The 23,960-nt window shown below is 64.2% G+C and carries 23 protein-coding genes and 5 pseudogenes; 10 read left to right on the top strand and 18 right to left on the bottom strand.

The window, feature by feature from the left end:
- The first annotated feature begins 422 nt into the window (after nt 1-422).
- The 7 genes and pseudogenes from CN538_RS11805 to CN538_RS11830 all read left to right on the top strand — a co-directional run bounded on the left by CN538_RS11805 (nt 423) and on the right by CN538_RS11830 (nt 5,346).
- Entirely contained in the window at nt 423-1,322 is a 900-nt protein-coding gene (locus CN538_RS11805; RefSeq protein ID WP_242495786.1) for a LysR family transcriptional regulator, read from the top strand.
- Nucleotides 1,323-1,560: 238 nt separating this feature from the next.
- Entirely contained in the window at nt 1,561-2,541 is a 981-nt protein-coding gene (locus CN538_RS11810) for a TRAP transporter substrate-binding protein (RefSeq protein ID WP_106419550.1), read from the top strand.
- A gap of 49 nt (nt 2,542-2,590) precedes the next feature.
- Nucleotides 2,591-3,067 (top strand): TRAP transporter small permease, encoded by a 477-nt coding sequence (locus CN538_RS11815; RefSeq protein WP_164999588.1) that lies wholly within the window; start codon nt 2,591-2,593, stop codon nt 3,065-3,067.
- The gene (locus CN538_RS20410; RefSeq protein WP_164999449.1) at nt 3,042-3,239 is read left to right on the top strand and encodes a hypothetical protein; all 198 of its coding nucleotides are present in this window, start codon (nt 3,042-3,044) and stop codon (nt 3,237-3,239) included. The genes CN538_RS11815 and CN538_RS20410 overlap by 26 nt, the downstream gene beginning before the upstream one ends.
- A pseudogene (locus CN538_RS26315) lies at nt 3,239-3,811 on the top strand (TRAP transporter large permease); the annotation flags it as partial. The gene CN538_RS20410 and the pseudogene CN538_RS26315, both read left to right, overlap by 1 nt.
- 85 nt (nt 3,812-3,896) lie before the next feature.
- Complete coding sequence (locus CN538_RS26320; protein WP_106419552.1) at nt 3,897-4,337, top strand: TRAP transporter large permease subunit; 441 nt, start codon at nt 3,897-3,899, stop codon at nt 4,335-4,337.
- A 91-nt stretch (nt 4,338-4,428) separates the two neighbouring features.
- The gene (locus CN538_RS11830) at nt 4,429-5,346 is read left to right on the top strand and encodes a class II aldolase/adducin family protein (protein WP_207233478.1); all 918 of its coding nucleotides are present in this window, start codon (nt 4,429-4,431) and stop codon (nt 5,344-5,346) included.
- A gap of 114 nt (nt 5,347-5,460) precedes the next feature.
- Here the strand turns inward: CN538_RS11830 and CN538_RS26325 are convergent.
- Nucleotides 5,461-6,876, bottom strand: a pseudogene (locus CN538_RS26325) (PQQ-dependent sugar dehydrogenase).
- A gap of 31 nt (nt 6,877-6,907) precedes the next feature.
- A complete protein-coding gene (locus CN538_RS11840) occupies nt 6,908-7,366 on the bottom strand; it encodes a DUF2231 domain-containing protein (protein ID WP_106419554.1) in 459 nt (152 codons plus the stop codon).
- A 246-nt stretch (nt 7,367-7,612) separates the two neighbouring features.
- Here CN538_RS11840 and CN538_RS11845 point away from each other — a divergent pair, with 246 nt between their 5' ends.
- The gene (locus CN538_RS11845) at nt 7,613-8,533 is read left to right on the top strand and encodes a DMT family transporter (RefSeq protein ID WP_164999589.1); all 921 of its coding nucleotides are present in this window, start codon (nt 7,613-7,615) and stop codon (nt 8,531-8,533) included.
- On the opposite strand, the gene CN538_RS11850 is transcribed toward CN538_RS11845, so the two are convergent.
- The 6 genes and pseudogenes from CN538_RS11850 to CN538_RS11870 form a co-directional block, all read right to left on the bottom strand.
- The gene (locus tag CN538_RS11850; protein ID WP_106419556.1) at nt 8,530-9,324 is read right to left on the bottom strand and encodes an IclR family transcriptional regulator; all 795 of its coding nucleotides are present in this window, start codon (nt 9,322-9,324) and stop codon (nt 8,530-8,532) included. The genes CN538_RS11845 and CN538_RS11850 overlap by 4 nt on opposite strands.
- Before the next feature lie 11 nt (nt 9,325-9,335).
- Nucleotides 9,336-10,625, bottom strand: coding sequence for an NAD(P)/FAD-dependent oxidoreductase (locus CN538_RS11855; protein WP_106419557.1), 1,290 nt, complete (start codon nt 10,623-10,625; stop codon nt 9,336-9,338).
- A 14-nt stretch (nt 10,626-10,639) separates the two neighbouring features.
- Nucleotides 10,640-10,912, bottom strand: a complete 273-nt coding sequence (locus CN538_RS26725) for a hypothetical protein (protein ID WP_340638367.1) — start codon at nt 10,910-10,912, stop codon at nt 10,640-10,642.
- Between the two features lie 61 nt (nt 10,913-10,973).
- A pseudogene (locus CN538_RS26730) lies at nt 10,974-11,366 on the bottom strand (amino acid ABC transporter ATP-binding protein); the annotation flags it as partial.
- Entirely contained in the window at nt 11,363-12,028 is a 666-nt protein-coding gene (locus tag CN538_RS11865; RefSeq protein WP_106419558.1) for an amino acid ABC transporter permease, read from the bottom strand. The gene CN538_RS11865 and the pseudogene CN538_RS26730, both read right to left, overlap by 4 nt.
- 113 nt (nt 12,029-12,141) lie before the next feature.
- A complete protein-coding gene (locus tag CN538_RS11870; RefSeq protein ID WP_106419559.1) occupies nt 12,142-12,945 on the bottom strand; it encodes an ABC transporter substrate-binding protein in 804 nt (267 codons plus the stop codon).
- 368 nt (nt 12,946-13,313) lie between these two features.
- Here CN538_RS11870 and tmpT point away from each other — a divergent pair, with 368 nt between their 5' ends.
- A complete protein-coding gene (tmpT, locus tag CN538_RS11875; protein ID WP_106419560.1) occupies nt 13,314-13,967 on the top strand; it encodes a thiopurine S-methyltransferase in 654 nt (217 codons plus the stop codon).
- 75 nt (nt 13,968-14,042) lie between these two features.
- On the opposite strand, the gene CN538_RS11880 is transcribed toward tmpT, so the two are convergent.
- The 3 genes and pseudogenes from CN538_RS11880 to CN538_RS11890 form a co-directional block, all read right to left on the bottom strand.
- Nucleotides 14,043-15,515: a tripartite tricarboxylate transporter permease gene (locus tag CN538_RS11880; protein WP_106419561.1), complete on the bottom strand. Its 1,473-nt coding sequence runs from the start codon at nt 15,513-15,515 to the stop codon at nt 14,043-14,045.
- 76 nt (nt 15,516-15,591) lie between these two features.
- Nucleotides 15,592-15,825, bottom strand: a pseudogene (locus CN538_RS11885) (tripartite tricarboxylate transporter TctB family protein); the annotation flags it as partial.
- Between the two features lie 255 nt (nt 15,826-16,080).
- Complete coding sequence (locus CN538_RS11890) at nt 16,081-17,046, bottom strand: Bug family tripartite tricarboxylate transporter substrate binding protein (protein WP_106419563.1); 966 nt, start codon at nt 17,044-17,046, stop codon at nt 16,081-16,083.
- Nucleotides 17,047-17,158: 112 nt separating this feature from the next.
- On the opposite strand from CN538_RS11890, the gene CN538_RS11895 reads away from it, so the two are divergent.
- Complete coding sequence (locus tag CN538_RS11895; RefSeq protein ID WP_106419564.1) at nt 17,159-18,172, top strand: LacI family DNA-binding transcriptional regulator; 1,014 nt, start codon at nt 17,159-17,161, stop codon at nt 18,170-18,172.
- Nucleotides 18,173-18,364: 192 nt separating this feature from the next.
- On the opposite strand, the gene CN538_RS22930 is transcribed toward CN538_RS11895, so the two are convergent.
- The 7 genes and pseudogenes from CN538_RS22930 to CN538_RS11915 all read right to left on the bottom strand — a co-directional run bounded on the left by CN538_RS22930 (nt 18,365) and on the right by CN538_RS11915 (nt 23,613).
- Entirely contained in the window at nt 18,365-18,871 is a 507-nt protein-coding gene (locus CN538_RS22930) for a hypothetical protein (RefSeq protein ID WP_242495037.1), read from the bottom strand.
- 82 nt (nt 18,872-18,953) lie between these two features.
- Nucleotides 18,954-19,808: pseudogene (locus tag CN538_RS26335) on the bottom strand (APC family permease); the annotation flags it as partial.
- A gap of 56 nt (nt 19,809-19,864) precedes the next feature.
- Nucleotides 19,865-20,641 carry a carbon-nitrogen hydrolase family protein gene (locus CN538_RS11905; protein ID WP_106419565.1) on the bottom strand — a complete coding sequence of 259 codons (777 nt, stop codon included), beginning with the start codon at nt 20,639-20,641 and terminating at the stop codon, nt 19,865-19,867.
- A 128-nt stretch (nt 20,642-20,769) separates the two neighbouring features.
- Nucleotides 20,770-21,216, bottom strand: coding sequence for an aminotransferase class III-fold pyridoxal phosphate-dependent enzyme (locus CN538_RS24435; RefSeq protein WP_277985012.1), 447 nt, complete (start codon nt 21,214-21,216; stop codon nt 20,770-20,772).
- A complete protein-coding gene (locus CN538_RS24440; RefSeq protein ID WP_277985013.1) occupies nt 21,213-21,512 on the bottom strand; it encodes an aminotransferase class III-fold pyridoxal phosphate-dependent enzyme in 300 nt (99 codons plus the stop codon). The genes CN538_RS24435 and CN538_RS24440 overlap by 4 nt, the downstream gene beginning before the upstream one ends.
- Nucleotides 21,479-22,072 carry an aminotransferase class III-fold pyridoxal phosphate-dependent enzyme gene (locus tag CN538_RS24445; protein ID WP_277985014.1) on the bottom strand — a complete coding sequence of 198 codons (594 nt, stop codon included), beginning with the start codon at nt 22,070-22,072 and terminating at the stop codon, nt 21,479-21,481. The genes CN538_RS24440 and CN538_RS24445 overlap by 34 nt, the downstream gene beginning before the upstream one ends.
- Before the next feature lie 41 nt (nt 22,073-22,113).
- Entirely contained in the window at nt 22,114-23,613 is a 1,500-nt protein-coding gene (locus CN538_RS11915) for a CoA-acylating methylmalonate-semialdehyde dehydrogenase (protein WP_106419566.1), read from the bottom strand.
- Nucleotides 23,614-23,960: the final 347 nt, after the last annotated feature.

Below are 23,960 nucleotides of genomic sequence, written 5' to 3' on the forward strand. Positions count from 1 at the left end.
CTGGGTGATCGGCCATGTGCGACGGTGTGGCGCGAGCCGTCTTGCTGGTCGATACCGCAGGATCTTGCGTCCCTGCGTAGCTACCCCGACGGTGTCTCTGTTCCAGCGTTCGCTGGCTGCCGTCGGGACTATCGGCGTTACTAAAGGTAAACTTTAATTAGGAATTTGTAATCGTAGCGTAGCGATAGACTCGCTTTTGATGGACGTTGGCGAGGTCGGTGTTGGGCCGCAGGCTGCCAAGTTGGGTCGTGCCGATGCGTGAGATGCCTCGTGCCAGGCGCGCGCTTAGCGCATAACCGGGTTAGCGTCTAGTAGACCGAGGTGGCCTTTGCAGGCTTGGGGAGGCCGCTCATCCTGATTCGACACAGGCGCTTTTGGCGCAGCCGGGTTGATACGCTATGCGAGATAACAAACTGATAGAGATGCGAGTCTTCAAGCTCGTGGTGGAAACGGGCGGCTTTACCGCTGCGGCGCATGCTCTGGGCTCGAGCCAGCCCTTCATTAGCCAGACGATCACCAATATGGAGCGCAGACTGGGAGTACATCTGCTGCATCGTTCCACCCGTGGGCAGCGGCTGACAGAAGAGGGCGAACAGTTTCTGGCCGCGTGCACACGCATTCTCGACGACATCGAGAATGCCGAGGCTGCGATCACATCGGCCAAGGAGGATACGAGTGGCGATCTGCGTGTGAGCGCGCCACTGGCGTTCGGGTTGGACCAGATCGTACCGCGGTTACCGCATTATCTGGCCGAGAATCCTCGGCTCAATTTGCACCTGGCGCTGACCGACTCGCTGGCCAATTTGATCGAGGACAATGTCGATGTGGCGATTCGCATGGGCAAGTTGACGGATTCGTCCCTGAAGAGCCGCAAGCTGTGCGATCTGCAGCGTATCGTCGTCGCTGCACCCGCTTATCTTGCGAGCCGCGGTGAGCCACGCACGCCGGAGGCTCTCGATGATCACAACTGTCTGATGTGGGAAGGCTCCCAGTCGCACCTCAATCGTTGGCCATTCACTGTCGCCGGTCAGCGTATCCACTTTCCGGTACGGGGCAACTTTCGCAGTACCAGCGGTCAGACGCTGTTCGAGCTCTGCGTCGCCGGGGTGGGGATCATGCGTCTGGGCAATCACCTGGCGTTGCCGGCCATCGACAAGGGCATTCTCGTGCCACTGCTGAGCGACTATCAGGCCAGGGACGAAACGGCTTTTCATGCTGTCTTTCTACCGGAACGTGAGCTGCTGCCGCGCATAAGAGGATTCGTCGACTATTTGGTCGAGACCTTCCGTGCTCCCCCGTGGGAGGCACGGGATTCATCGTGAATGGTGATAAAACTTATCCCGTTCAGGCATTGGTTCTGCCAGACGTCTTTCGATACATTGTGTAAAGACAGCTTGGAGGACCGATGAGAATGGCGTTTATTACGAATTTTCTCGATCGAATGATTTTTTAATCGCTTCGAGATCAGTCGATGATCCTGTATTTGCGCGCTCCGTCATCTCCATGATGTAACCACGCTAGCGAAAAATTCGATATAACTAGAATAGAAGGACGCACAGCATGTACAAAAAAATCTCCTATATGGGTGGGCTTCTGGGGATCACATTTGCACTCACTCTCGGTACCGCTCACGCTCAGGACTACAACCTCAAGCTGGGCCACACCGGTGCCCCCAATCATCACTTCGAGACGATTTCGACGCAATATGCGGATCTGGTCAGTGAACGTACCAATGGCCATGTCAAGATCACTACATATCCCTCTGACTCGCTGGGAAAACAAACGGAACTCGTCGAGGGCACGATGATCGGCACCAACGATATGGTGCTGACTTCCGATGCCGTACTGTCGAATATGGTCCCGGAAGTCGGTGTCATCAACCTGCCGTTTCTCTTTCGTGACAGCGAACATGTCCGTCATGTACTTGATGGCGAGATCGGCGAAGAACTTGCAGAGAGAGTGAAGGCACAAGGCGCCGTTGTCATTGGCTGGTGGGAGAATGGCTTTCGCCATGTCACCAACGACAAACAACCGATTACCCGACCCGACGATCTGAAGGGAATGAAGATCCGCGTTCCAGAGGGCCCCGTATTCGTCGAGACCTTCAAGGCCTTGGGAGCCAATCCTACACCGATTCCCTTCAGCGAGCTCTATTCGGCACTGCAATTGGGCGTTGTGGATGGTCAGGAGAATCCTCCGGCGCACATCTTGACCCAGAAGTTCTACGAGGTTCAGGACTATGTCTCGCGAACCGGACATATCTATCTCTCTTCACCGGTGCTGATCAATCGAATTCTGTTCGAGAGTATGCCGGCCGAATATCAGCAGGTACTGCTGGATACTGGCCGTGAAATGGCTGCCAAGCACACCCAATTGGTGCTGGCCCAGGAGGATGAGCAGTGGCGCGAGATTGCGGCAATGGGTATGGAGATCAACGATGTCGACAAGGAGCCCTTTGTCGAAGCGACGCGTCCGGTCATCGACAAGTACCGTCAGGTCTTCGGCGATAGCCTTATCGACCGTATCCAGAGCACGCCCTGAACGAACCGCGGGAGGCTTCGGCCTCCCCCCCGACTGGGATGGATGCAACATGATCTCCAGGTTCATGTCGGTAGTAACGAGCTGGATCAATGGCGCCATGGCCATACTGTTTCTGCTCATGACGCTGCTGGTCTGCCTTCAGGTATTCTACCGCTACGTGCTTAACAGCCCGCTAGTGGGATCGGAAGAGGCCGCACGTACACTATTGCTCTATATCGTCATGATCGGCAGCGCCGTGGCGATCGGTAATCGCTCGCACATGGCTATCGACTATTTCCACGAACGCTTTCCAAGATCGCTCAAGCGGCTTTCTTCAATCGTTTATTACGCTGTGCTGCTGTTCATCGCCGTGCTCTTCATCAAGGAGGGTTACGACCTGGCACAGCGTACGATGATGATGAAGACCCCAGCGCTACAGCTGTCGCGAGGTGCGCTGGTGCTTGCCTTTCCCATCAGCGGCGCGCTGATGATCCTCTATATAGTGGGTCTGCTGGCGCAGCGTGGCGCTCAGCGGACGCAGGGGTGATCCCATGGTCATAACACTATTTGCGCTCTTCTTCGTTCTGATCTTTCTCGGCGTGCCGATCGCCTTCTCACTGGCGGCGGCGTCCGCGCTGTCGCTGATGCTTTTCACCGACACGCCGATGCTGCTGGTGTGGTGCAGCGGATGTATTCGGGGCTGGATGTCTTTGCCCTGATGGCGATACCACTGTTTCTGTTCGCGGGCTATCTCATGTCGGAGGTGAAGATTTCTGCGCGGCTTGTGGCGCTGGCGTCGATTTTCCTGGGCCGCTATCGAGGTGGGCTATCGCTGGTCGCTACCGGGTCATCGGCAATTTTCGGAGCCATCTCGGGGTCGGCCAACGCCACCACGGCGGCAATCGGCTCAGTGATGATCCCGGAGATGTCCAAGCGGGGTTACGATCAGGCGGATTCCGCGGCCGTCGTCGCTTCGTCGGGAATTCTTGGGTTGGTGGTACCACCCAGTATCACCATGGTGCTGTATGGCGTCGTCGCCAGCGTCTCGATCGGTGATCTGTTCCTGAGCGGTATTCTCCCGGCGATCATCATTTCGGCGGGACTCATGGGAGTCAACTATTATACCGCCTATCGCAAGGGCTATCAGGGCGGTGCGCCGGTGCCGCGCAAGGATGCCATCGCCATCGCGCGTGACAGTCTGGTCGCTCTGGCCATGCCATTGATCATTTTGGGTGGCATCTACTCCGGCGCCTTCACGCCTACCGAGTCCGCTGCCGTGGCGTGTGCCTATGGCTTGCTTGCCGGCTTTTTCTGGTATCGCAACCTGACCTTGAAAAGCGTCTTCCAGGTGAGCAAAGAAGACCGTCGAGGTCACAGTGGCGATTCTCTTCCTGATCGGAGCCTCCAATGTCTTTACCTATATCCTCACCGCCGAGAACGTGCCCATGCGATTGGCTGCCTATCTCATTGGGGTCTCCGGGAGCCCGGTGATCATTCTGCTGATGATTTTGGCTATGTTGCTGGTGCTAGGTACCTTCTTGGACAACGTGGCGGCGGTGATTCTGATTACTCCGACACTGATGCCGGTAGTTCAGGCGTTGGATATCGATCCGATATTCTTCGGTGTTTTTATCGTTATTGCCATCGCTGTGGGTCAGATAACACCGCCCGTCGGTCTCAACTTGTTCATCGCCACCAATTTGACCGATAGGCGCTTCGAAGAGGTTTGCCGAAGTATCGTTCCCTACCTGCTTCTCTACACGATATTATTGGTGTTGTTCATCTTCTTTCCGGGACTGCTATCGGTCTTCGGTTGAGGGCAAGAAATAGTCTGCTATGCGGTATGCCGCATAGCAGATTTTTTGTCTGGTTTGCAAATAAATGCGTGACGATAGGCTGGCGTGATGAGTGTTATCGCGCGAAGCCTATTTTTCGATGAGCACTGTCGGATTACTTTGGTCCTACCCACTCGTTGCGGGTGAGTCGACTTTTCCATGGGCAGGAGTCATCGATATGATCGAGTTGAAAAATCGTACATCTATTTATCAGCCGGAGCAGGAGGGGCTGATATTCCCCGAGATCCCTCGGTTCGATAGCGTGGCAGACGAGCGCCGGTACTTGAAAGAGCGCCTGGTGGGCGCCTGTCGGGCTTTCGATCTGCATGGGCTCGACTACGGCTTCGCCGGCCATCTGACAGTCAGGGACCCCGAGCACCCGGAGCTTTACTGGACCAATCCTATGGCGGTGCATTTCTCACAGGTCAAGCTGTCGAATCTGATTCTGGTGGATCACGCAGGTCGCGTGGTCGAGGGCGACTATGCGGTCAACCGTGCTGGCTTCGTGCTGCATGCCAATGTGCATGAGGCGCATCCAGATATCGTTGCCATGTGTCATGCGCACACCATCTACGGCACCGCTTTCGCAGCGCTCGGCCGGCCGCTCGAACCGATCACCCAAGATGCCTGCGCGTTCTTCGAAGACCATGTCTTGATCGGAGACGAGGCTGGCGCTGTGGCGGTGGAAAACCACGCTGGCTCCAACGTGGCGGCAGCCTTCAAGGACGTCAAGGCGGCGATTCACCAGAACCACGGTCTGCTGACGGCGAGTCGCCATAGCATCGAGTCGGCGGCTTTCTGGTTTCTGGCCTTGGAGCGTTGCTGTCAGCAGCAGTTGATGATCGAAGCCACCGACATCAAACCTATCCTCGTGACGCCGGAGCGCGCGCGCTACAGCCGCGAGCACGTGGGTAGTGACTATATCGGCTGGCTGCACTTCCAGCCGATCTGGGAGCAACTGGTGGCTCGCAGCCCCGACATGTTCGACTGATAGTGCCTGGGAGCGGGGCCTTCCGAGCCATGCAGGCGTGGGGCTATCTCTCATCACGCAAGTGCCCCGGTGGATCTCTCCACCGGGGCACGCGTTCAGTCCTGTCTGGCGCTGTCAGGTATCGCGAGTGTCGCTGTCACCGTTGGTGGGTGCAGCCTCGGACGCCGGTGGCGTCTCGCCGGTGGCTGCGGCGCCTCCATCGTTACCCATACCATCACGGTTGCCGATAGTGCTGCCCGCGTTGACTCCGGCATCGGGGGTGACCCGCCAGATCGCGTTGGTGAGGTCGTCGGCGATGATCACCGCGCCGTCGGGCGCCACGCTGACTCCCACCGGGCGGCCGCGGGTGGTGTCGTCGCTGGCCAGGAAGCCGGAGACGAAGTCGACCGGATCACCGGCGGGCTTGCCATTCTCGAACGGAATGAATACGACCTTGTAGCCGACTGGATCGGCGCGGTTCCAACTGCCGTGCTCGCTGACGAAAACGCCGTCGCTGAACTCGCCACCCCGCGGGGTTGGAGAAGGCGACGCCGAGCGGCGCGCGGTGGGAGCCGAGGCTGTAGTCGGGGGCGATGGCGGACTCGACCTTGGCCGGATCCTGCGGGCGCACCCGCGGGTCGACGTGCTGGCCCCAGTAGCTGTAGGGCCAGCCGTAGAAGCCCCCTTCCTGCACGCTGGTGAGGTAGTCCGGCACCAGATCGGGCCCCAGTTCGTCACGTTCGTTGACCACCGTCCACAGCGTATTGGTGCCGGGCTGGAAGGTCAGTGCGGTGGGGTTGCGCAGGCCGCTGGCATAGGTGCGGTGGGCGCCGGTCTCGGTGTCGATCTGCCAGATCTCGGCGCGGTCGACCTCAGCCGCCATGCCGCGCTCGGTGATATTGCTGTTGGAGCCGATCCCCACGTAGAGGTACTGGCCATCGGGGCTCGCGGTCAGCGCCTTGGTCCAGTGATGGTTGATCTCTGCCGGCAGCGGGGTCAGCGTCTCGGGGGCGCCGCGGGCGGCGGTCTGGCCCGGCTGATAGTCGAAGCGCACCAGCGCGTCCTGATTGGCGACGTAAAGGTCGTTGCCCACCAGCGCCAGGCCGTAGGGCGCGTTGAGGCCGTCGGCGAACACCGTCTGCTGCTCGTAGGTGCCATCGCCATCGGCGTCGCGCGCAGCAGGGTGAGACGATCACCGCTCTTGACCGCGGTGGTGCCCTGGGACTGGATCAGCCCGGCAATGAAGTCCTTGGGCCGGACCTTGGGCGCGTTGCCGCCGCCCTTGCCTTCGGCGACCAGAATATCGCCGTTGGGCAGCACCAGGGTCTGGCGCGGCACCTGTAGATCGGTGGCGATGGTGGTAATGGTGTAGCCCTCGGGTACCTCTGGCTTGCGCTCGTTCCAGGGTGTCTGCTCGGGCACACCCATATTGGGCAGCAGGCCGCGCTGCGGCTCGGGTAGCTGAGGGTCGGCGCCATACTGGGCATCGGCGGCCAGGGCGCCAGTGGCGACCAGCAGCAGTGGCAGCAGGGTCAGGCGGGGCAGACACACGAGCGGGGCGGTGGACGCGGGCGAGTGTTCATCAGGCGCGGCCTCCCGTCATCTCTTGTGCGATAGCGCGGTTGCGCGAAAGCCCGATCAGGGCCGCCACCAGGGCGAGCAGGGCAATCACGATCGAGAGTACGAAGCCGGTGGGCATCATCGCCCAGGCATCGCGGGCGTGGACCAGGGCATTGATGAAGCCGAGCACGAAGGTGACCAGCAGCAGCAGGCACTCCAGCCCGGCGCGGCCGCGCTGGCCGCTGGCCATCACGATGCCGCCCAGCGCGAACAACCAGGCGAGGCCGTTGAACACCAGGCCGCCGGCGATCGCCCAGGAGGCAAAGGTCGACCACTGAATGTGATAGCTGGTGGCGTAGGCGTAGTCGCTCAACGCGGCGGTCAGATAGAGCGGGAAGGTGCCCGCCAGCAGCAGCCCGTGCAGCGGATTGATTCCGCGACGAACCACGCGGACGCGGGTCGATTCGGCAGTGGCAGTCATGGCAAGGTCCTTTTGCGGTGGCCAGTGAGGCGCTGCGAGCCGAGCCCTTTGAGAAAGCACGTGGTTTAGCGCTGTCGATTGAAGTGTAGCCGACATCTCCGGCCTGTCGTGGCGTGGTACGAGTGCCCCCGGGCGAGCGCCGTCATGTTGTACCGAAGGCGCATGTCATCGGCGCGTTGGCGTTGCTATCGTGCTCCGGCGTCGGCGGCTGTCCGCCTCACTCTCATCGTCATCGACAGGTGCCGTGTGCCTTTTATCGCCGTGTTCTATCTCGCGGTCGTCGTGCTGCTCTTCTCCGGCAATCTGGTGGTCGGCAAGTTCGCCACCGCCAGTCTGCCGCCGCTGACCCTGGCGTGGTCGCGCATGCTGGTGGTGTTCCTGGCGGTGACGCTGATCTTCGGCGCTGCCGCCTGGCGTCAGCGCCAGGTGCTGGGGCGCGAGATCAAGGCGCTGGCGATCATGTCGATCAACGGCATGGCGCTGTTTTCCGCGCTGCTCTACTCGGCGCTGCGGGTCAGCGATGCGACCACGGTGGCGGTGCTGGAGAGTCTTACCCCGGCGGCCACCGCCATGCTGATGGCGCTGTTCTTCCGCGAGCGTCTGGGGCGCATACGCTGGCTGGGTATTCTGCTCTCCGCCGCCGGTGCGGCCTGGGTGGTTTCGGACGGGGCTATAGTGCGCACGCTAGCGCGGTTGCAGACCGGCGATGCGCTGGTGGCAGCGGCGGTGCTGGCCTGGGTGGTCTATTCGGTGGCGGCGCGCCACTGGCTGAGCCGGGTGCCGTTCTACGCCTCGCTGGTGCCGATGACCGGCATCGCGGTGCTGTTTCTCACGCCTTTGGTGGTGGTAGAGAATGTCTTCTTCGCCGAGGCCTGGCAGCTCGACGGTCACGCGCTTGCCGCCATTCTCTATCTGGGGCTCGGCCCCTCGCTGGTCGCGTTGATCTGCTATAACCGGGCGCTGCTGCTGGTCGGTCCCAGCCACACCGCGACCTCGCTCAACCTGCTGCCGGTGGTGACCATGGGGCTCGGCTATCTGATGCTCGGCGCGCCGATTACCCTCAATCAGGTGATCGGCGCGCTGGTGGTGATCGTCGGTGTCTCGCTGGTGACACTCAATCTGCGACGGCGGCTGCCACCGCTGGAAGACTCGGCGGGGGGCGCCTAGCGTCGGGTGCGCGCCGCCTGGGTGATGGCCCGCGCACACTCCAGCAGCGGTGGCCCGAGGGTGTCGATGGCGTTCTCCAGCTGCCAGCGGCTGGCAGGGGCGGTGACGTGGACTGCCGCCACCGGACGGCCCGAGGCGTTGATCACGGGGGCGGCGATATTGATGTCGCCGCGGAAGTACTCAGAGTTGTTCCAGGCCAGACCGCGCTGGCGGCACTGCTGCACGATCTCCATCAGTGCCTCGATCTCGGTCACGGTGTTGGCGGTATGGGCGATGCGCTCGCTGCGTTCGAGATGATCGCGCAGGGTGGCGTCATCGAGCGCCGAGAGATAGGCGCGCCCGGAGGCGGTGCAGAACATCGGCACACGGCTGCCGATCGGCATATGGATCGGGATGTAGTGGCGGCTGGTAAAGCGCGCCACATAGACCATATCGAGCCCGCAGGGCTCGGTCAGCGAGACCGTTTCCAGGCAGCGATTGCTGAGATCCGACAGATACGGGTTGGCGCAATCGATCAGCAGATTGGCCTCGAGATAGTGCGCGCCCACGCCGAGCACCCCGATGCCGATCCGGTACTTGCGGCTCTGCGCCACGCGCACCAGATAGCCGAGCTGCTCCAGGGTATGGGTGATCCGCTGCACCGAGCCCATGCTCATGTCGGTGAGCCGAGCGATCTCCGACAGGCTGAGTTCGCTGTGGTGGGCATCGAACAGCCCCAGCACCACGAACGCCTTCTCGATGGACTGGTTGAACAGCGCCGAGCGGGCACCGGCGCTTGTTGAGTCGGCCATCGGGTCTCCTGTCATCGCTCCAGCCAATCCTGGGTCCGATAGTACTGGATCACCGCCGCGACGTAGAGCCGCTGCAGGCCGTGCAGCGGGATCGGCGCGATGGGGGTGAGCGGTAGCGGCAGAGCGTCGGCGAGCGCCTGGGTACCGAGATGGCGGCCGATCAGGCTGCCCAGATGGGTGCCCATTCCCACCCCGCGGCCGTTGTAACCCAGCGCCACGTGCAAGCCGGGGGCAGGTTCGTGCACGTGCGGCATGGCGTCCTGGGTCAGCGCCACCCGCCCGCCCCAGGCATAGTCGATCTCGACGCCCTTCAGCGCCGGATAGAGCCTGGTCATGCCGCTGATCAGATGGCGGAAATCGGTGGGGTCACGGGGATCATGAAAGGGTCCACGCCCGCCGAACAGCAGTCGACCGGCGGCGTCGCGGCGAAAGTAGAACAGCAGCTTGCGCGCGTCCGAGGCGACCTCTCCTCGGGGCAGAATGGTCGCGCCTTCCTCTGCGCTCAGCGGCCGGGTGGCGATCTGAAAACTGTTGGCGGCGATCAGGCTGCGCGCCAGACCCGGCTGCAGGGTGTCGGTATAGCCGTTGGTGCACAGCAGCACGTGCTCGGCCACCACCTCGCCATGGGCGGTGGTCGCTCGCCAGCCCTCGGCCTGACGGGCCAGCCCGGTCACCGCCGAGCCCTCGTGGAGCTGTGCTCCCGCGGCGCTCGCCGCCCGGGCCAGGCCGCGCACGAAGGCCAAGGGATTGAGGCTACCCGCACGCGGGTCGCGCCAGCCGGCCAGATAGGCCGCGGTGCCGAGGCGCTCGGCGCAGGCCTCTCGCGTCAGCCACTCGACCTCGACGCCACGCGCGGCCCACTGTGCGGCGCGGCTCTCGATCCGCTGGATGCCAGCTTGGGTGGCCGCGGGCTGCAGCCAGCCGTGGCGTTGGGCGTCGCACTCGATGGCGTGGCGCTGGATGAGCGCGAAGACCACGTCGGCATTGCGGCTGCTGGTATCGATCAGGCGTTCGCCGCGCTCCTGACCATAGCGTTCGATCAGTTGGTCGGGGTCGTACTTGAGCCCCGGGATGACCTGGCCGCCGTTGCGTCCCGAGGCGCCCCAGCCGATCGTGTCGGCCTCCAGCAGGCGGGTCGAGATGCCGCGTTCGGCCAACGCCAGCGCCGCGGCGACCCCGGTGAAGCCGCCGCCGACAATCAGCACGTCGCTGCGGCATGTACCTTCGAGTGCGGGTAGCGACGCAGCCGGCGGTTGGCTGTCGGACCAGAGCGAGCGCAGCATCGGCTGTGACGTGGGCATCGCGCGCCTCCTGTTCAGTGGTCGAGCACGCGGCGCAGGAAATCCTGCGTACGCGCGTTCTGTGGCTCGCTGAGCACGCGCGACGCCGGCCCCTCCTCGACGATCTGGCCGCCGTAGAGAAAGCAGACCCGGTCGGCCACCTCCTTGGCGAAACTCATCTCGTGGGTGACCACGACCATGGTCATGCCCTCCGCCGCCAGGTCGCGCATCACCGTCAGCACATCGCCCACCAGCTCCGGGTCGAGCGCGGAGGTGGGCTCGTCGAACAGGATCGCCTCCGGACGCATGCGCCGCCCGGGCGATCGCCACCCGCTGCTGCTGGCCGCCGGAGAGCTGGGTCGGGTAGGCCGCCTGTTTCTCGGCCAGGCCGACCTTTTCGAGCAGCGCCTGAGCGTGCTGGCGCGCTTCGGCCCGCGACTCGCCCTTGACGAAGACAGGGCCCTCCATCACGTTCTCGAGCACCGTGCGGTGGGGAAAGAGATTGAAGCGCTGAAACACCATGCCGACCCGGGTGCGCAGCGCGTGGATATCGCTGCGCCTGACATCCACCGTCTGCCCGTGGATGGTGATCGCGCCTCTATCGTAACTCTCTAGACCGTTGATGCAGCGCAGCACGGTGGACTTGCCCGAGCCGGAAGGACCGATGAGACAGACCACTTCGCCGGCGGCGACCTCGAGGCTGACGCCCTTGAGCACCTGGGTCGCACCGAAGGCCTTGTGGATATGGTCGATGGCGATCATTGGTCGGCTCCCTGTCGCGACTTGCTGAAGAAACGCTCCAGGCGATTGACGCCGAAGATCAGCGGCAGGCTGAGCGCCAGGTACATCAGTGCCACCATGGTGTAGACGGTGGTGTTCTGGAACGTCGAAGCGGCGATCAACTGCCCGGCCCGGGTCATCTCCGCCACCGTGATGGTCGAGGCGAGCGAGGAGTCCTTGAGAATCATGACCGCGGTGTTGCCGTAGGGAGGCAGGGCGATGCGCACCGCCTGGGGCAGCACCACGCGGCGCATGATCAGGGCGCTCTTCATGCCGATGGACTTGGCTGCCTCGATCTGGCCCGAGTCGACCGCCTCGATGCCGGCGCGGAAGTTCTCTGCCTGGTAGGCGCTATAGGCGATCCCCAGGCCGATGATGCTGGCCTGGAAAGCGCTCAGATCGATGCCTAGCTCGGGAATGACGAAATAGATGTAGAACAGTTGCACGATGATCGGCAGGCCGCGGATCACGTTGATGAAGGTGCTGGCCAGCGCCGATATCGGCGCGAACGGGGAGCGCTTCATCAGCGCCAGCAGCAGGCCCAGAAAGGTACTGAGCAGCAGGGCGCCCAGGGTGATCTGCACCGTGACTACGGCGCCCTTGAGCAGGATCGGGAAAAACGCGGCGATATCGGCGTACGCCATAGAGTCCTCCTGGGCCGAGGCCGGGCACGCCGGGCAGTGAAGCCCGGCGTGCGGCGGTCAGCGGGGAAGGGTGGGAGAGCGGCTGAGTGTCGGTGGTGGCACGGTGGGGCGTACTACAGCCCCCACTTGGCGAAGATGGCGTCGAGCTTGCCGCTTGCCTTTAGCTTGGCCAGGGAGGCGTTGACGCGCTCGAGCAGGGCGGTGTTGTCCTTGGCCACGGCCAGCGCGAGCTCGCCCACCATCTGCTGCTGGTAGTCGGGAGACAGCTTGAGATCGGCGAAGCGGCCCTGCTTGAGCTGGTAAGCCATCACCGGTGCGTCACCGATGCCCGCCACGATGCGACCCAGGGAGACGTCGCGCATCATGTCGGCAAGGGTGTCGTAGTTGCGAATCTCGGGAAACAGCCCGGTCGCCTGCAGCTGGCGTACATAGGTCGTGCCGACCTGGGCGCCGACCACCTGGCCCTTGAGATCGTCGAGGGTATGAATGTCGCCCTGATGGTCACGCTTGACGATCACGCCCTCACCGTAGGGGTAGACGTCATCGCTGAAGGCGACGACCTTGGCGCGCTCGGGGGTACGCAGCATGGCCGCGGAGATGATGTCGATCTTGCCCGAGGTGAGTGAAGGGATCAGCGCATTGAACGGCGACTCCTTGATCTCGACCTGGGCTCCCATGTCCTGACCCACCGCCTCGATCAGATCGACCATGGCGCCAGTGATCTTGCCGCTGGAGACATCCAGAAAGGTGAAGGGGATACCGCTGGGGGTGGCGCCGGCGATCAGCGTCTCCTGTGCCTGAGCGGCGTTGATACCTGCCGTGGCGAGACCTAGCGCAGCGGCGGCCACGAGGCAGTGGCGGCAGAGGCGAGAGAGCCAGCGCCAGGGAGTTCGGGTTGTGGGTGAGTAATCGATCATGAGGCTACCTGTCTTGTGGGGTTGTTATGTCGACTCAGCGATTCACCTGCCTGTTCGAGCCTATCCAAGCGCTGATTTATCGGCAAGTGTTAAAAGTTATCGTATATCGATAAGTTAGCTCTCTGTCGTCAGCGTAACTTGCGTCAGCCCCTGGCCGAATGTCTCTAACAAGTGATCCCCGCTCGAAAAACCGGCCAGTCACGCGATACGTGGGCAACGCAGACGCTACGTACTGGAAGACAAGGCGGGTCGTTCGAATACCACCAAGGTCTAGGTGCTCTACCCAGGGCTCGACTGGGTTAAGCTGGCGACAGGCAGCGGCACAGTGACAGCCTGGTGTCGATCACTCAGCAAGTGGGAGAGAACCGGTGGAGCATCGATTCTGGCAACAGCGCTGGGAGCAGGCACAGCTCGGCTTTCACCTGAGCTTCGTCCATCCCATTCTCAAGCGGCACTTGTCGCGCTATGCGCTCGCCCCAGGGGCGCGGGTGTTCCTGCCGCTGTGCGGCAAGACCCTGGATATTGGCTGGCTGCTGAGTGAGGGGTATGCGGTGGTCGGCGCCGAGTTGAGCGAGCTGGCGGTGGCGCAGCTGTTCGCCGAACTCGGGGTCGAGCCGACGGTGAGCGAGTGGGAGAGCGGCCAGCGCTGGCAGCACGACGCGCTGAGCGTATTTCAGGGCGATATCTTCGCGCTGACACCGGCGACGCTGGGCGCGGTCGATCTGGTTTATGACCGCGCTGCGCTGGTGGCGCTACCGCCGACCATGCGCGACGCCTACGCCCGACAGCTCATCGCGCTGAGCGGCGCCGCGCCGCAGCTGCTGATCACCTTCGAGTACGACCCGGCGGAGAAGGAGGGCCCACCGTTTCCGGTACTGCCGGCCGAGATCGACCGCCACTACGCCGACACTCATGAAATCGAGGAGCTGTCGCGCAAGGACGTGCTCGACGCCTCGCTCAGCTTCCGCGATGCGGGCGTGTCGCGTTTCGTCGAGGTCGCCTGGCAGCTGCTGCCGCGTTAGCTGCCCCCTGGGCGAGACGCCGCGACCGCCGGTGGGGCTTGAACTATCCCTGCCGCCGCTGGCGGATCGTCCGGATCAGCGGTAGTGCCGGATCAGCGGTAGTGATAGTGCCAACAGCGTCAGACAGAGCAGCCCGATGGCGATGGGGTGGCCGATGAACAGGGTGGCGAAGCTGCCGTTGGTGATGATCAGCCCCTGACGCAGGCTCATCTCCAGGGTTGGCCCCAGCACCATACCGATCACCAGCGGTGCCATCGGATAGCCCTGGCGCCGCAGCAGGAACCCGCCGATGCCGGCCGCTGCCATCACGATCAGATCGAACGGGTTGCCGCGGACGAAGTAGACCCCTAGAGAACTGAGCATCAGGATCAGCACCAGCATCCACGCCTCGGGAATGCGCAGTAGCGGCGAGGCCATCTTGCCGAACAGCACACCCAGCGGTAGCAGCAGCAGGTTGATGATGAAGAAACCGGTGAAGATCGCCGCGATCAGCAGCGGATTGTCCGCCATCAGCCGTATGCCGGGGGTGACCCCGTGCAGCGTGAGCGTTGCCAGCATCACCGCGGTCACGGCGTCACCTGGAATGCCCAGCGCCATGGTGGGTACGAGCGCGCCCCCGGTGACAGCGTTGTTGGCGGCTTCCGAGGCGATGACGCCATCCGGCTCGCCCTGGCCGAAGCGCGCGCGGCGCGGTGACGAGCGCTTGGCTTCGGCGTAGGAGATGAACGCTGAGGTCGCCGCGCCTGTCCCGGGCAGGATACCGATGACGTTACCGATCAGCACCGACTTGCTCAGGCCGCTGAGCCGGCCTTTCCACTCTCTCAGCCGCGGCAGTACGAGGCCGCGGAACTGGACGCTCGACGCGCTGCCGTCGTCACCGCCGGAGAGGCGAATCAGTACCTCGGAGACGGCGAACACGCCGATCACCACGGCCAGCAGATCGAAACCGGCGATGAGGGGAAATTGCCCGAAGGTGAAGCGTGTCTCGCCGGTGATCGGGTCGCCACCCACGGTCGCCAGGAACAGCCCCAGTGCCCCGGCGATCAACCCTTTGCGCATCGAGCCCTCGGACACCGAGACGATACAGGTCAGCCCCAGCAGGATCAGGGCGAAGGTCTCTATCGGGCCGAAATTGAGGGCGAACGCGGCCAGTTGGGGCGCTGCCAGAATCAGCACCACGGCCGAGACCAGCCCGCCGATGACTGACGCCTGGGTGGCCCAGCCCAGCGCCTTGCCGGCTTCGCCGCGCTGCGCCATGGGATAGCCATCGAGGCAGGTGGCCGCCGATTGCGGTGTGCCCGGGGTGTTGATCAGGATCGCCGATACCGAGCCGCCGTAGACCGAGCCGGCATAGATCGCCAGCAGCAGCAGAATGGCCGGCGCCTGGCCCATGGTCAGGGTGAACGGCAGGATCATGGCCACCGCGACTGTGGAGCCGATACCCGGCAGAGCGCCGAGCACGATGCCCAGAAGGGTACCGAAGGTCAGCGCGATCAACCCCTCCGGGGTCATGATCAGACCGATGGCCTGGGGCAGCAGCTCGAGCATGGTAGGTCTTCCGTGTCGTGGAGGGAGATGAAAACGCGAGAGCCGCCGCGCGGATATCGCGTCAGCGAGACACCGCTCAGAACCACCAGGTGAAGGGCGAAGTGGGTAGCGGCATGCTCAGCAGGTGATTGAACAGCAGCACCAGCGCGCCGGCGGCAATGGTCGGCATGACCAGCGTCGCGACGCGCCCGGCACGCATCACCGCCAGTATCAGCATGCCCATGAGGGTCGAGCTGATGAAGTAGCCCAGGACCGGGATCAGCAGGACGTAGAGCGGCAGCGCGACCACCCGGTAGCGTCCTGCGCCAGGCCAGGGCCGTTCGCTCCTGGCGCTTGGCGAAGCTCATGCCGAGGTCGAGCAGGGCGAGCGCGAACAGCACGCTCAGCACGATGCGCGGGAAGAACTGCGGATTGAACGCCAGGTCGATGGGGGCGCCGGGACTGGCGAGGCTGGATGCCAGCAGGCCGCCGCTCGAGACCATGAGCACTACCGATATCAGCCGATTCTCACTGAGTGACTTGAGCATGCGCGCCCCCTCCTCCGTGGACGATCAGGGTGTCGCTGTCAGAGCCCGGCGGCGTCGATCAGCTTGGCGTTGGCGCTGTACTGGGCGCGGTAGAAAGCGTCGAACGCCGCGGCATCGCGATAGTGCAATACCGTGCGGGTGCGCTCGGCGAAGGCCTGGAGCTCCGGTGATGCCACCGCTGCCCCACAGGCCTTGCTGAGCGCGTCGCGCTTGTCTGCCGCCAGGCCGGCGGGTGCGAATAGCCCGCCCCACAGATAGAGCTGGTCGAGCGGCGGCTCGATCCCGGCTTCCCGGGCGGTGGGCACATCGGGGAGATCCGCCAGCCGGGTGTCGCTGAAGGTCAGCAGGGGGCGGAAGTCGCCGCCCTGCATCAGCAGCTCGGTATCGCCGTAGAACTGGATGGTGCCGGCGGCCATGCCCTGTAGCGCCGGGCCGGAGCCCTGGAAGGGCAGGTGGCGAACGTCTTTCAGCACGCCCAGGCCGGAGAACGCGGCGACCGAGGCCAACTGGGTGATGGTGCCGGGGCCGGAGGAGCCGTAGATATAGCGCCCCGGCTGTGCCTTGATCGCGGCCACCGCCTCATCGATGGTGTGGAAGGGGCTCTTGGCGTTGACGAACAGCAGCGTCGGCGATGCGGCGACCGAGCAGATCGGTGTCCAGCTATCCTCGCCATAGGGCAGGTCCTTGATCTGCGGCTGAATGGTCGAAACCGTGACCGACCAGTAGCCGAGCTTGTAACCGTCGGGGGTGTCGTGAGCCAGGGTCGAGGCAGCGACCGTGCCCGAGCCGCCGGCCATGTTGGAGACGATGACGTTGCCGTCCAGCGCCTTGGCAAAGGCCGGTGCGAAGGCTCGCATTAGCAGATCGTGGCTCCCGCCGGCGTTGAACGGCACGACGATGTTGACCGGCTTGCTGGGAAAGTCTGCCGCCATCGTCGGCGCGCTCATGCCAAGGGCGACGGAGACGGTGGCAAGGCAGTGGATGAGACCGGGGAAGCGGGGCATAGGGGTCACCGTTGTAATTGTTTCACTTGATGGTAACGTTGTCTCAGTTCGTTAACATCGTCAATGGTGCCCTAGTTAGACTTTGGGTTATCACCCGTGGAGACAGAGGCTTATGCAGAGCAAAACGCGCCGCCCGACGCTCAAGGACGTAGCGGCGGCCAGCGGGGTCAGCGTGATTTCCGCCTCGCGGGCGCTGCGTGGCGAGCCCGGCATGGCCGAGCCTCTGCGGCGCAAGGTGCTCGACGCTGCCAGGGCGCTGGGCTACCGGCGCAACCGCGCGGCCGGGTCGCTACGGGGTGCGGTCAGTGAGCTGGTGGCGGTGCTGGTGCCGTCGATCAGCCACCAGGTCTTTTCCCAACTGGTCGACGGGATTCATGCGGGACTGCGCGGGAGCGATCTCAGAGTGGTGCTGGGCATGACCCAGTACGACGCGGACGAGGAGGCGCAGGTCCTCAGCGACATGCTCTCTTGGAACCCGGCGGCGGTGGTCCTCAGTGGGGTCGAGCACTCGGCGCGCACGCGGGAACTGCTGGCCGACTTTCGTGGGCCGATCATCGAAGTGATGGACACCGACGGCGAGCCGATCGATGTCGCCGTGGGCATCTCACAGGTGGAAGCCGGCGCTATCATGGCGCGCCACTTTCTTGCGCGCGGCTACACCCATATCGGCTATATCGGCGCCTGGGGTGAGCGCCCGATGCGCTCACGCAAGCGTCGCCAGGGCTTCGAGGCGGCACTGGCGTCAGCCGGGCGAGCGCTGACGCGCGTGGTGATCCGCGACGAGCCGTCGTCCCTGGAAACCGGTGCGCTGGGAATGGCGGCACTGCGCGAGCGCCATCCCGATGTCGACGCGGTCTTTCTCGCCAATGACGATCTCGCTCTGGGCGCACTCTACTGGTGCCAGGAGCAGGGCATCGGCGTACCCGACGAGATCGCGCTGGCGGGTTTCAACGGGCTCGACATGGGCAAGTTCGTGCGCCCGCGGCTGACCACGATCCACACCTCGCGGCACGCCATGGGCGCCATGACCGGAGAGATCATCCGCTACCGCTGCGCGGGGGAACCCATCCTCTATCGACAGCGCGAAAAACTCGCACTGTCGCTCAGGGTCGGTGAGACCACCTGAGAGGGGTGTTTACAAAATGCCTGCGCTCGACGATACGGCGTTGAAATCGATCTCAAAGTACTCATTTACACCACGTAAACTCCGTCTTTTCGGCCGATTTCGCCTTGTCTCGCCTTCGCTCGTCGAATTTGTAAACACCCTCTGAGCGAGAGTCCGCGCCTCTGAGCGAGGCGATCCGCAGAGGATACGCGGTCAATAAGCCCCGGCGCCGGGCGGCGAGAGCGGCGCGTCGCCGGCCATCGCACGGGTACGGCCGAACAGCGCCCCCGTCAGCAGGGCGAGCAGTGGAATCAGGGCCAGCAGGGCGCTGATGCCGATGCTGCCACCGGTCACCAGGGTGAAGTTGGAGAGCACCAGCGCCAGGCTGGCGAGCAGCAGCACGGTGGCAAGACTCGGCGCGATCCGCGTCTGCCAGTGGCGCTGCCCGGCGAGTTCCGGATGACGCCGGAAGAACGCCAGCGAAGCCAGGGTGGTCAGCAGCATCAGGCCGATCATACCCACGGTGGCAATGCCCGCCATGTAGCCGAAGACCTGCGTCAGCGGGTCCAGGCCCAGCGCCAGACACAGCAGCATCAGCGCCAGTGCGGTGAGCGTCTGCACCAGCGAGGCGTAGGAGGCGCGCGATGACGCGGGTGAATGCGCGCCAGCCGCCGGCAGCGTGCCCTGGCGCGCCAGGGTGAACTGATAGCGGGCGAGCACATTGTGGAAGCTCAGCAGCAGCGAAGAGGCTGGTGAGCAGCAACACCTGCATCAGGTCGCGCATCACGCCGCCGGTATAGCGTTCGGCGGTATCGAGCAGCAGGTTGGCGTCGCCATCCAGGGTCTTCTGGGCGATGCCGGCGACCTCACCTGCGCCGTTGGCGACCACCAGGGCCCATACCGAGAGGGTGTAGAACACGCCGATGATCAGCACCGCGAGATAGGTCGCCCGGGGGATGGTGCGCGCTGGTTGGCGGGCCTCGTCACGAAACACCGCCGTGGCCTCGAAGCCGATGAAACCGGTGAGCGCGAATAGCACCGCCACGCCAAGACCACTGGTGAGCGCGGCACTCGGCGTGAAGGAGGAGAACTCGATGCCGTGGGCGCCGCCGTCGGCGAAGATGGTCAGGTTCATGATCACCACCACGGCGATCTCCAGCACCAGCGCCACCCCCAGCACCTTGGCGCTGAGTTCGATATGGCGATAGCCGAGATAAGCGACGATGGCGACGGTGAGCAGCGAGTAGATCCACCAGGGGAGGGCGGGGCCGCCGCTGTGGCGGACGAAGTCGCCGACCGCCCAGCCCATGTAACCGTAGACGCCGGCCTGGATGGCGGTGTAGGCGACCAACGCCATGAAGGCGGTGCCCAGGCCCAGGCGCCGACCCAGCCCGAGAGTCACATAGGAGAAGAAGGCGCCGGCCTCCTTGACGTGAGGCGTCATCGCCACGAAACCGACCGAGAAGATCAGCATCACCAGCGAGGCGATGAGAAAGCCCACCGGGGCACCGGCACCGTTGCCGGAGGCCAGGGCGATCGGTGCATTGCCGCCGATCACCGTGAGCGGTGCCGCGGCGGCGATGACCATGAAGACGATGCTGCCGGTACCCAGACTGCCGTGAAGGCGCGTCGGGTCCGCAGGAGTGGTGTTGTCCATGGGACGATTTCCTCGTTGTTTTTGGTTGGAAATACGGGGTGTCGCGATAAGGCTGTCTAGCTAATGAAAAGCTCCCGGCGCAGATCATCGAGATAGGGGTTGGCAGCGCGGCCCGCGGCGACGACGGCGGGGTCGATCTCGGCGTGGATGAGTGCCTCGCCGGCGCTGGGCGCCTCGGCGAGGGGCTCGCCGTTCGGTGCTACGATCAGGCTGTGGCCGACGTAGTCGAACGCTGCCTCGCGGCCGTGCTGGTTGGTATAGGCCACATAGACCTGGCTCTCCCAGGCTCGGGTGGGGATGAGCCGCCGGTTGACGTGGGCGAACGGTTGCATCTGAGCGGTGGGCACGCAGATCAGTTCAGCGCCCTGGCGCGCGGCGGCGCGCACGCTCTCCGGGAACTCCACGTCGTAACAGATCATCAGGGCGATGCGCACGCCGTGATAGTCCGCCACACAGGTGGCGCGGTCGCCGGCGGTGAACTGATCGCGGTCGACATCACCGAACAGGTGCGCCTTGTGGTAACGCGCGAGCACCTGGCCGTCGGCACCGATCAGGTGAGCGGCGTTGTAGCAAGCGCCGGCATCGGTCTCCGGCCCGCCCACCACCAGCCCGATGGCGTGGCGTGCGGCGATCTCGCGTGCGCGCTCCAGCGGTGCCGCCTGCGCTAGCGGCCGGGTGTCGTCGCCGAGGACATAGCCGGTCAGGAACATCTCCGGGGTGATCAACAGCGCCGCGCCTTCCGCGGCGGCGCGACGGGCGCTCTCGTCCAGCCGCGCAAGATTGGTGGCGATATCGCCGTGCGTACTCAGTGCCTGCCAGGCGGCGATCTGCATGGGGAACTCCTTCCGAATAGGGCGAGTGGCGGCGGGCGCGTCGTCTTGGGCGTTATGTCGCTATAGACGTTACCCCGATATAGACGCCACGCCCGCCGGGTCTGGCCGGTGTTCGATCCGGCCGCCTCTCAGCCCAGTGTACCCAGTGCCTCGTCGATGATCGCCAGCCCCTGTTCGGCCTCATCGGCGGTGACGATGCACGGCGGCACCACATGGATGCGGTTGGCGACCACGAATGCCAGCAGGCCATGCTCCATCATCGCTTGCTTGAGCTTGCCGACCTTGGCCGCCGCCAGCGGCGTGCGGCTGTCGCGATCCTCGACCAGCTCGATGGCGTGGAACACCCCCAGGCCGCGCACTTCGCCGACATGGGCATGGCGCTGGGCCAGGCGGGCGAGGCCGGGGCTGAGCACCGTCTCGCCGATCTGGCGGGCGTTGTCGACGATACCCTCTTCCTGCATCGTCTCCAGGGTGGCGCAGATTGCCGCCATGGCCAGCGGATGGCCGGAGTAGGTCAGGCCGCCGTAGAACATCTCGTCGTCGAAGTGGTGGGCGATGCGCTGGTTGACGATCACCCCCCGGCGGGCACGTAGCCGGAGTTGACCCCCTTGGCGAAGGTGATCAGGTCCGGCACCACGCCGAAGTGGTCCAGCGCCAGCCAGGCGCCGGTGCGGCCGAAGCCGGCCATCACCTCGTCGAAGATCAGCACCAGGCCGAACTCGTCGGCCAGCGCACGCACGCCGGCCAGATAGCCCGGCGGTGGCACCAGCACGCCGGCGGTGCCCGGGATGGTCTCGAGCAGCAGCCCGGCGATGCTCGCCGGCCCCTCGCACTCGATCACCCGGCGCAGGTGTGCAGCGCGCGCTGGCACTCCTCCTCCTCGTTGCCGGCCCAGAACTCGCTGCGATAGAGCCAGGGGTTGAAGAAGTGCACATGGCCACGCGCATACTCGTTGGGCACGCGGCGGAAATCCCCGGTGGCGGCGATCGCCGAGCCGGTGCCGCCGTGGTAGGAGCGGTAGGCGGAAAGAATCTTGTCGCGGCCGGTGACCGCCCGCGCCATGCGGATGGCGTTCTCGTTGGCGTCGGCGCCGGCGTTGGTGAAGAACACCTTGGCAAAACCGGCCGGGGCGCGTTTGAGGATCTTCTCGGCAGCGCGCCCGCGCATCCAGTTGGCGTGGGCGGGGGCGATGGTGGTCAGCTCGTCGGCCTGGGCCTTGATCGCCGCGATCACCCGCGGGTGCTGGTGGCCGATATTGGTGTTGACCAGCTGGCTGGAGAAGTCGAGATACTCGCGGCCGTCGTAGTCCCAAAGCCGGCAGCCTGCGCCGCTCTTGATCACCAGCGGATCGAGCGCGCCCTGGGCGGACCAGGAGTGGAACACGTGGGCGCGGTCGAGCGCCTTCACCTGCTGATTGTCGATCGAGTGCATGGGGAATCCTGTCGTGTCACATGGTGTTCGGGGCGCTGCGCTCACAGAGTGGGCATGGTGTACTGATTGGTCGCTTCCCGCAGACCGGAGGGCCAGCGCGCGGTGACCGTCTTCATGCGCGTGTAGAAGCGCACGCCGTCGGCACCGTGCACGTGCAGCGCGCCGAACAGCGAACGCTTCCAACCGCCGAAGCTATGGAACGCCATGGGCACCGGGATCGGCACGTTGACCCCGACCATGCCGACCTGGATCTGCTCGCAGTACTGCCGCGCGCTGTCGCCGTCACGGGTGAAGATGGCGGTGCCGTTGCCGAACTCGTGGTCGTTGACCATCTTGACCGCGGCATCGAAGCTCTCGGCGCGCGCGATCGCCAGTACCGGGCCGAAGATCTCCTCGTCGTAGATGCGCATACCCGGCTTGACGTGGTCGAACAGGGTGCCGCCGATGAAGAAACCGTCACTGTCGTGCTGAAGCTGGCGGCCATCACGCACCAGCTCGGCGCCTTCCTGCACGCCCTGCTCGATATAGCCGCTCACTTTCTCCAGATGCGCGCGGGAGACCAGCGGGCCCATGTCATGGTCCGGGCCGTCGGTGATACTCGCGCCCACGCGCAGCTCGTCCAGGCGTGACAGCAGCTTCTCGCGCAGCTTCTCGGCGGTCTCGTCACCCACCGGCATCGCCACCGAGATCGCCATGCAGCGCTCGCCGGCACTGCCGTAGGCGGCGCCCATCAGCGCGTCCGCGGCCTGGTCGAGATCGGCATCGGGCATGACCACCATATGGTTCTTGGCCCCGCCGAGGGCTTGCACGCGCTTGCCGTGGGCGGAAGCGGTGGCGTAGACGTACTCGGCGATCGGGGTCGAGCCGACGAAACTCACCGCCTGCACGCGCGGGTCGGTGAGCAGGGTGTCGACCGCCTCCTTGTCGCCGTTGACCACATTGAGCACACCGTCCGGCAGCCCCGCTTCACTGAAAAGCTCGGCGATGCGCAGGGTCGAGGAAGGGTCCTTCTCCGACGGCTTGAGTATGAAGGTGTTACCGGCGGCGATGGCGATCGGGAACATCCACAGCGGCACCATGGCCGGGAAGTTGAACGGGGTGATGCCGGCGCACACCCCGAGCGGCTGCATCAGCGAGAAGGAGTCGATGCCGGGGCCGACATTGAGCGAGTGCTCGCCCTTCTGCAGATGCGGCATGCCGCAGGCGAACTCGACCACTTCCAGGCCGCGGGTCAGTTCGCCCTTGGCATCGGAGAAGACCTTGCCGTGTTCCTGGGAGATCAGCCGCGCCAGCTCGTCGCTGTGCTGCTCCAGCAGCGTCTTGTAGTTGAACAGGATGCGCGAACGCTTCAGCGGTGAGAGCGTCGACCAGCTCTGGAAGGCGCGGCTGGCGGCGTTGATGGCGTATTCGACGTCATCGCGAGAGGCCAGCAGCACCTCCCCGGACTGGGCGCCAGTGGAAGGATTGAACACCGGGCTGGTGCGGGTCGAATTCAGCGCGACGCGCTGGCCATCGATGAAATGCGTGATAGGGGCAGACATGGGTTAGCGTCTCCGAGGCGTGAGTCAAGGAAACGCTGCATAAATGCCTGCACGAGCGAATGACTACGTTGCGCGGTACTCGAAGACTCGCCTAACCCCATGTTATGTCTCGTCTTCTGCGTTCCGTGCGCCTTGTCCTTCATCTCGTTCGGCGATTTATTCAGCACTTCCTCAATGGGTCGGCGTGCGGCTAGCGGGCACGGTGGCCGCACGGGACGAAAAAATGTGCTGTGAAGTAGCCTGCGGCAGGAGCAGAGCGTCAAGCAATCCCGGTATGCTTAAGGTCACTAAAGCGTTTGGTTAACCTTCTGTGCGTCGGCATCGATGCAACGGCGGCGGGATGCAGG

This window comes from Salinicola tamaricis, from assembly GCF_003006155.1.
In the GTDB taxonomy this organism is placed as follows: Bacteria; Pseudomonadota; Gammaproteobacteria; order Pseudomonadales; family Halomonadaceae; genus Salinicola; species Salinicola tamaricis.

What these genes read in the sequence shown, in the direction of transcription:
- CN538_RS11840 (WP_106419554.1), bottom strand. Translation starts at nt 7,366, where the DNA reads ATGACTGCCACTGCCGAATCGACCCGCGTCCGCGTGGTTCGTCGCGGA.
- CN538_RS11865 (WP_106419558.1), bottom strand. Translation starts at nt 12,028, where the DNA reads ATGGCGTACGCCGATATCGCCGCGTTTTTCCCGATCCTGCTCAAGGGC.
- CN538_RS26725 (WP_340638367.1), bottom strand. Translation starts at nt 10,912, where the DNA reads ATGCGTCCGGAGGCGATCCTGTTCGACGAGCCCACCTCCGCGCTCGAC.
- CN538_RS11905 (WP_106419565.1), bottom strand. Translation starts at nt 20,641, where the DNA reads ATGCAGATCGCCGCCTGGCAGGCACTGAGTACGCACGGCGATATCGCC.
- CN538_RS11880 (WP_106419561.1), bottom strand. Translation starts at nt 15,515, where the DNA reads ATGCTCGAGCTGCTGCCCCAGGCCATCGGTCTGATCATGACCCCGGAG.
- CN538_RS11850 (WP_106419556.1), bottom strand. Translation starts at nt 9,324, where the DNA reads ATGGCCGACTCAACAAGCGCCGGTGCCCGCTCGGCGCTGTTCAACCAG.
- CN538_RS11915 (WP_106419566.1), bottom strand. Translation starts at nt 23,613, where the DNA reads ATGTCTGCCCCTATCACGCATTTCATCGATGGCCAGCGCGTCGCGCTG.
- CN538_RS11895 (WP_106419564.1), top strand. Translation starts at nt 17,159, where the DNA reads ATGCAGAGCAAAACGCGCCGCCCGACGCTCAAGGACGTAGCGGCGGCC.
- CN538_RS11810 (WP_106419550.1), top strand. Translation starts at nt 1,561, where the DNA reads ATGTACAAAAAAATCTCCTATATGGGTGGGCTTCTGGGGATCACATTT.
- CN538_RS11855 (WP_106419557.1), bottom strand. Translation starts at nt 10,625, where the DNA reads ATGCCCACGTCACAGCCGATGCTGCGCTCGCTCTGGTCCGACAGCCAA.
- CN538_RS24445 (WP_277985014.1), bottom strand. Translation starts at nt 22,072, where the DNA reads ATGCACTCGATCGACAATCAGCAGGTGAAGGCGCTCGACCGCGCCCAC.
- CN538_RS11870 (WP_106419559.1), bottom strand. Translation starts at nt 12,945, where the DNA reads ATGATCGATTACTCACCCACAACCCGAACTCCCTGGCGCTGGCTCTCT.
- CN538_RS11890 (WP_106419563.1), bottom strand. Translation starts at nt 17,046, where the DNA reads ATGCCCCGCTTCCCCGGTCTCATCCACTGCCTTGCCACCGTCTCCGTC.
- CN538_RS11815 (WP_164999588.1), top strand. Translation starts at nt 2,591, where the DNA reads ATGATCTCCAGGTTCATGTCGGTAGTAACGAGCTGGATCAATGGCGCC.
- CN538_RS11805 (WP_242495786.1), top strand. Translation starts at nt 423, where the DNA reads ATGCGAGTCTTCAAGCTCGTGGTGGAAACGGGCGGCTTTACCGCTGCG.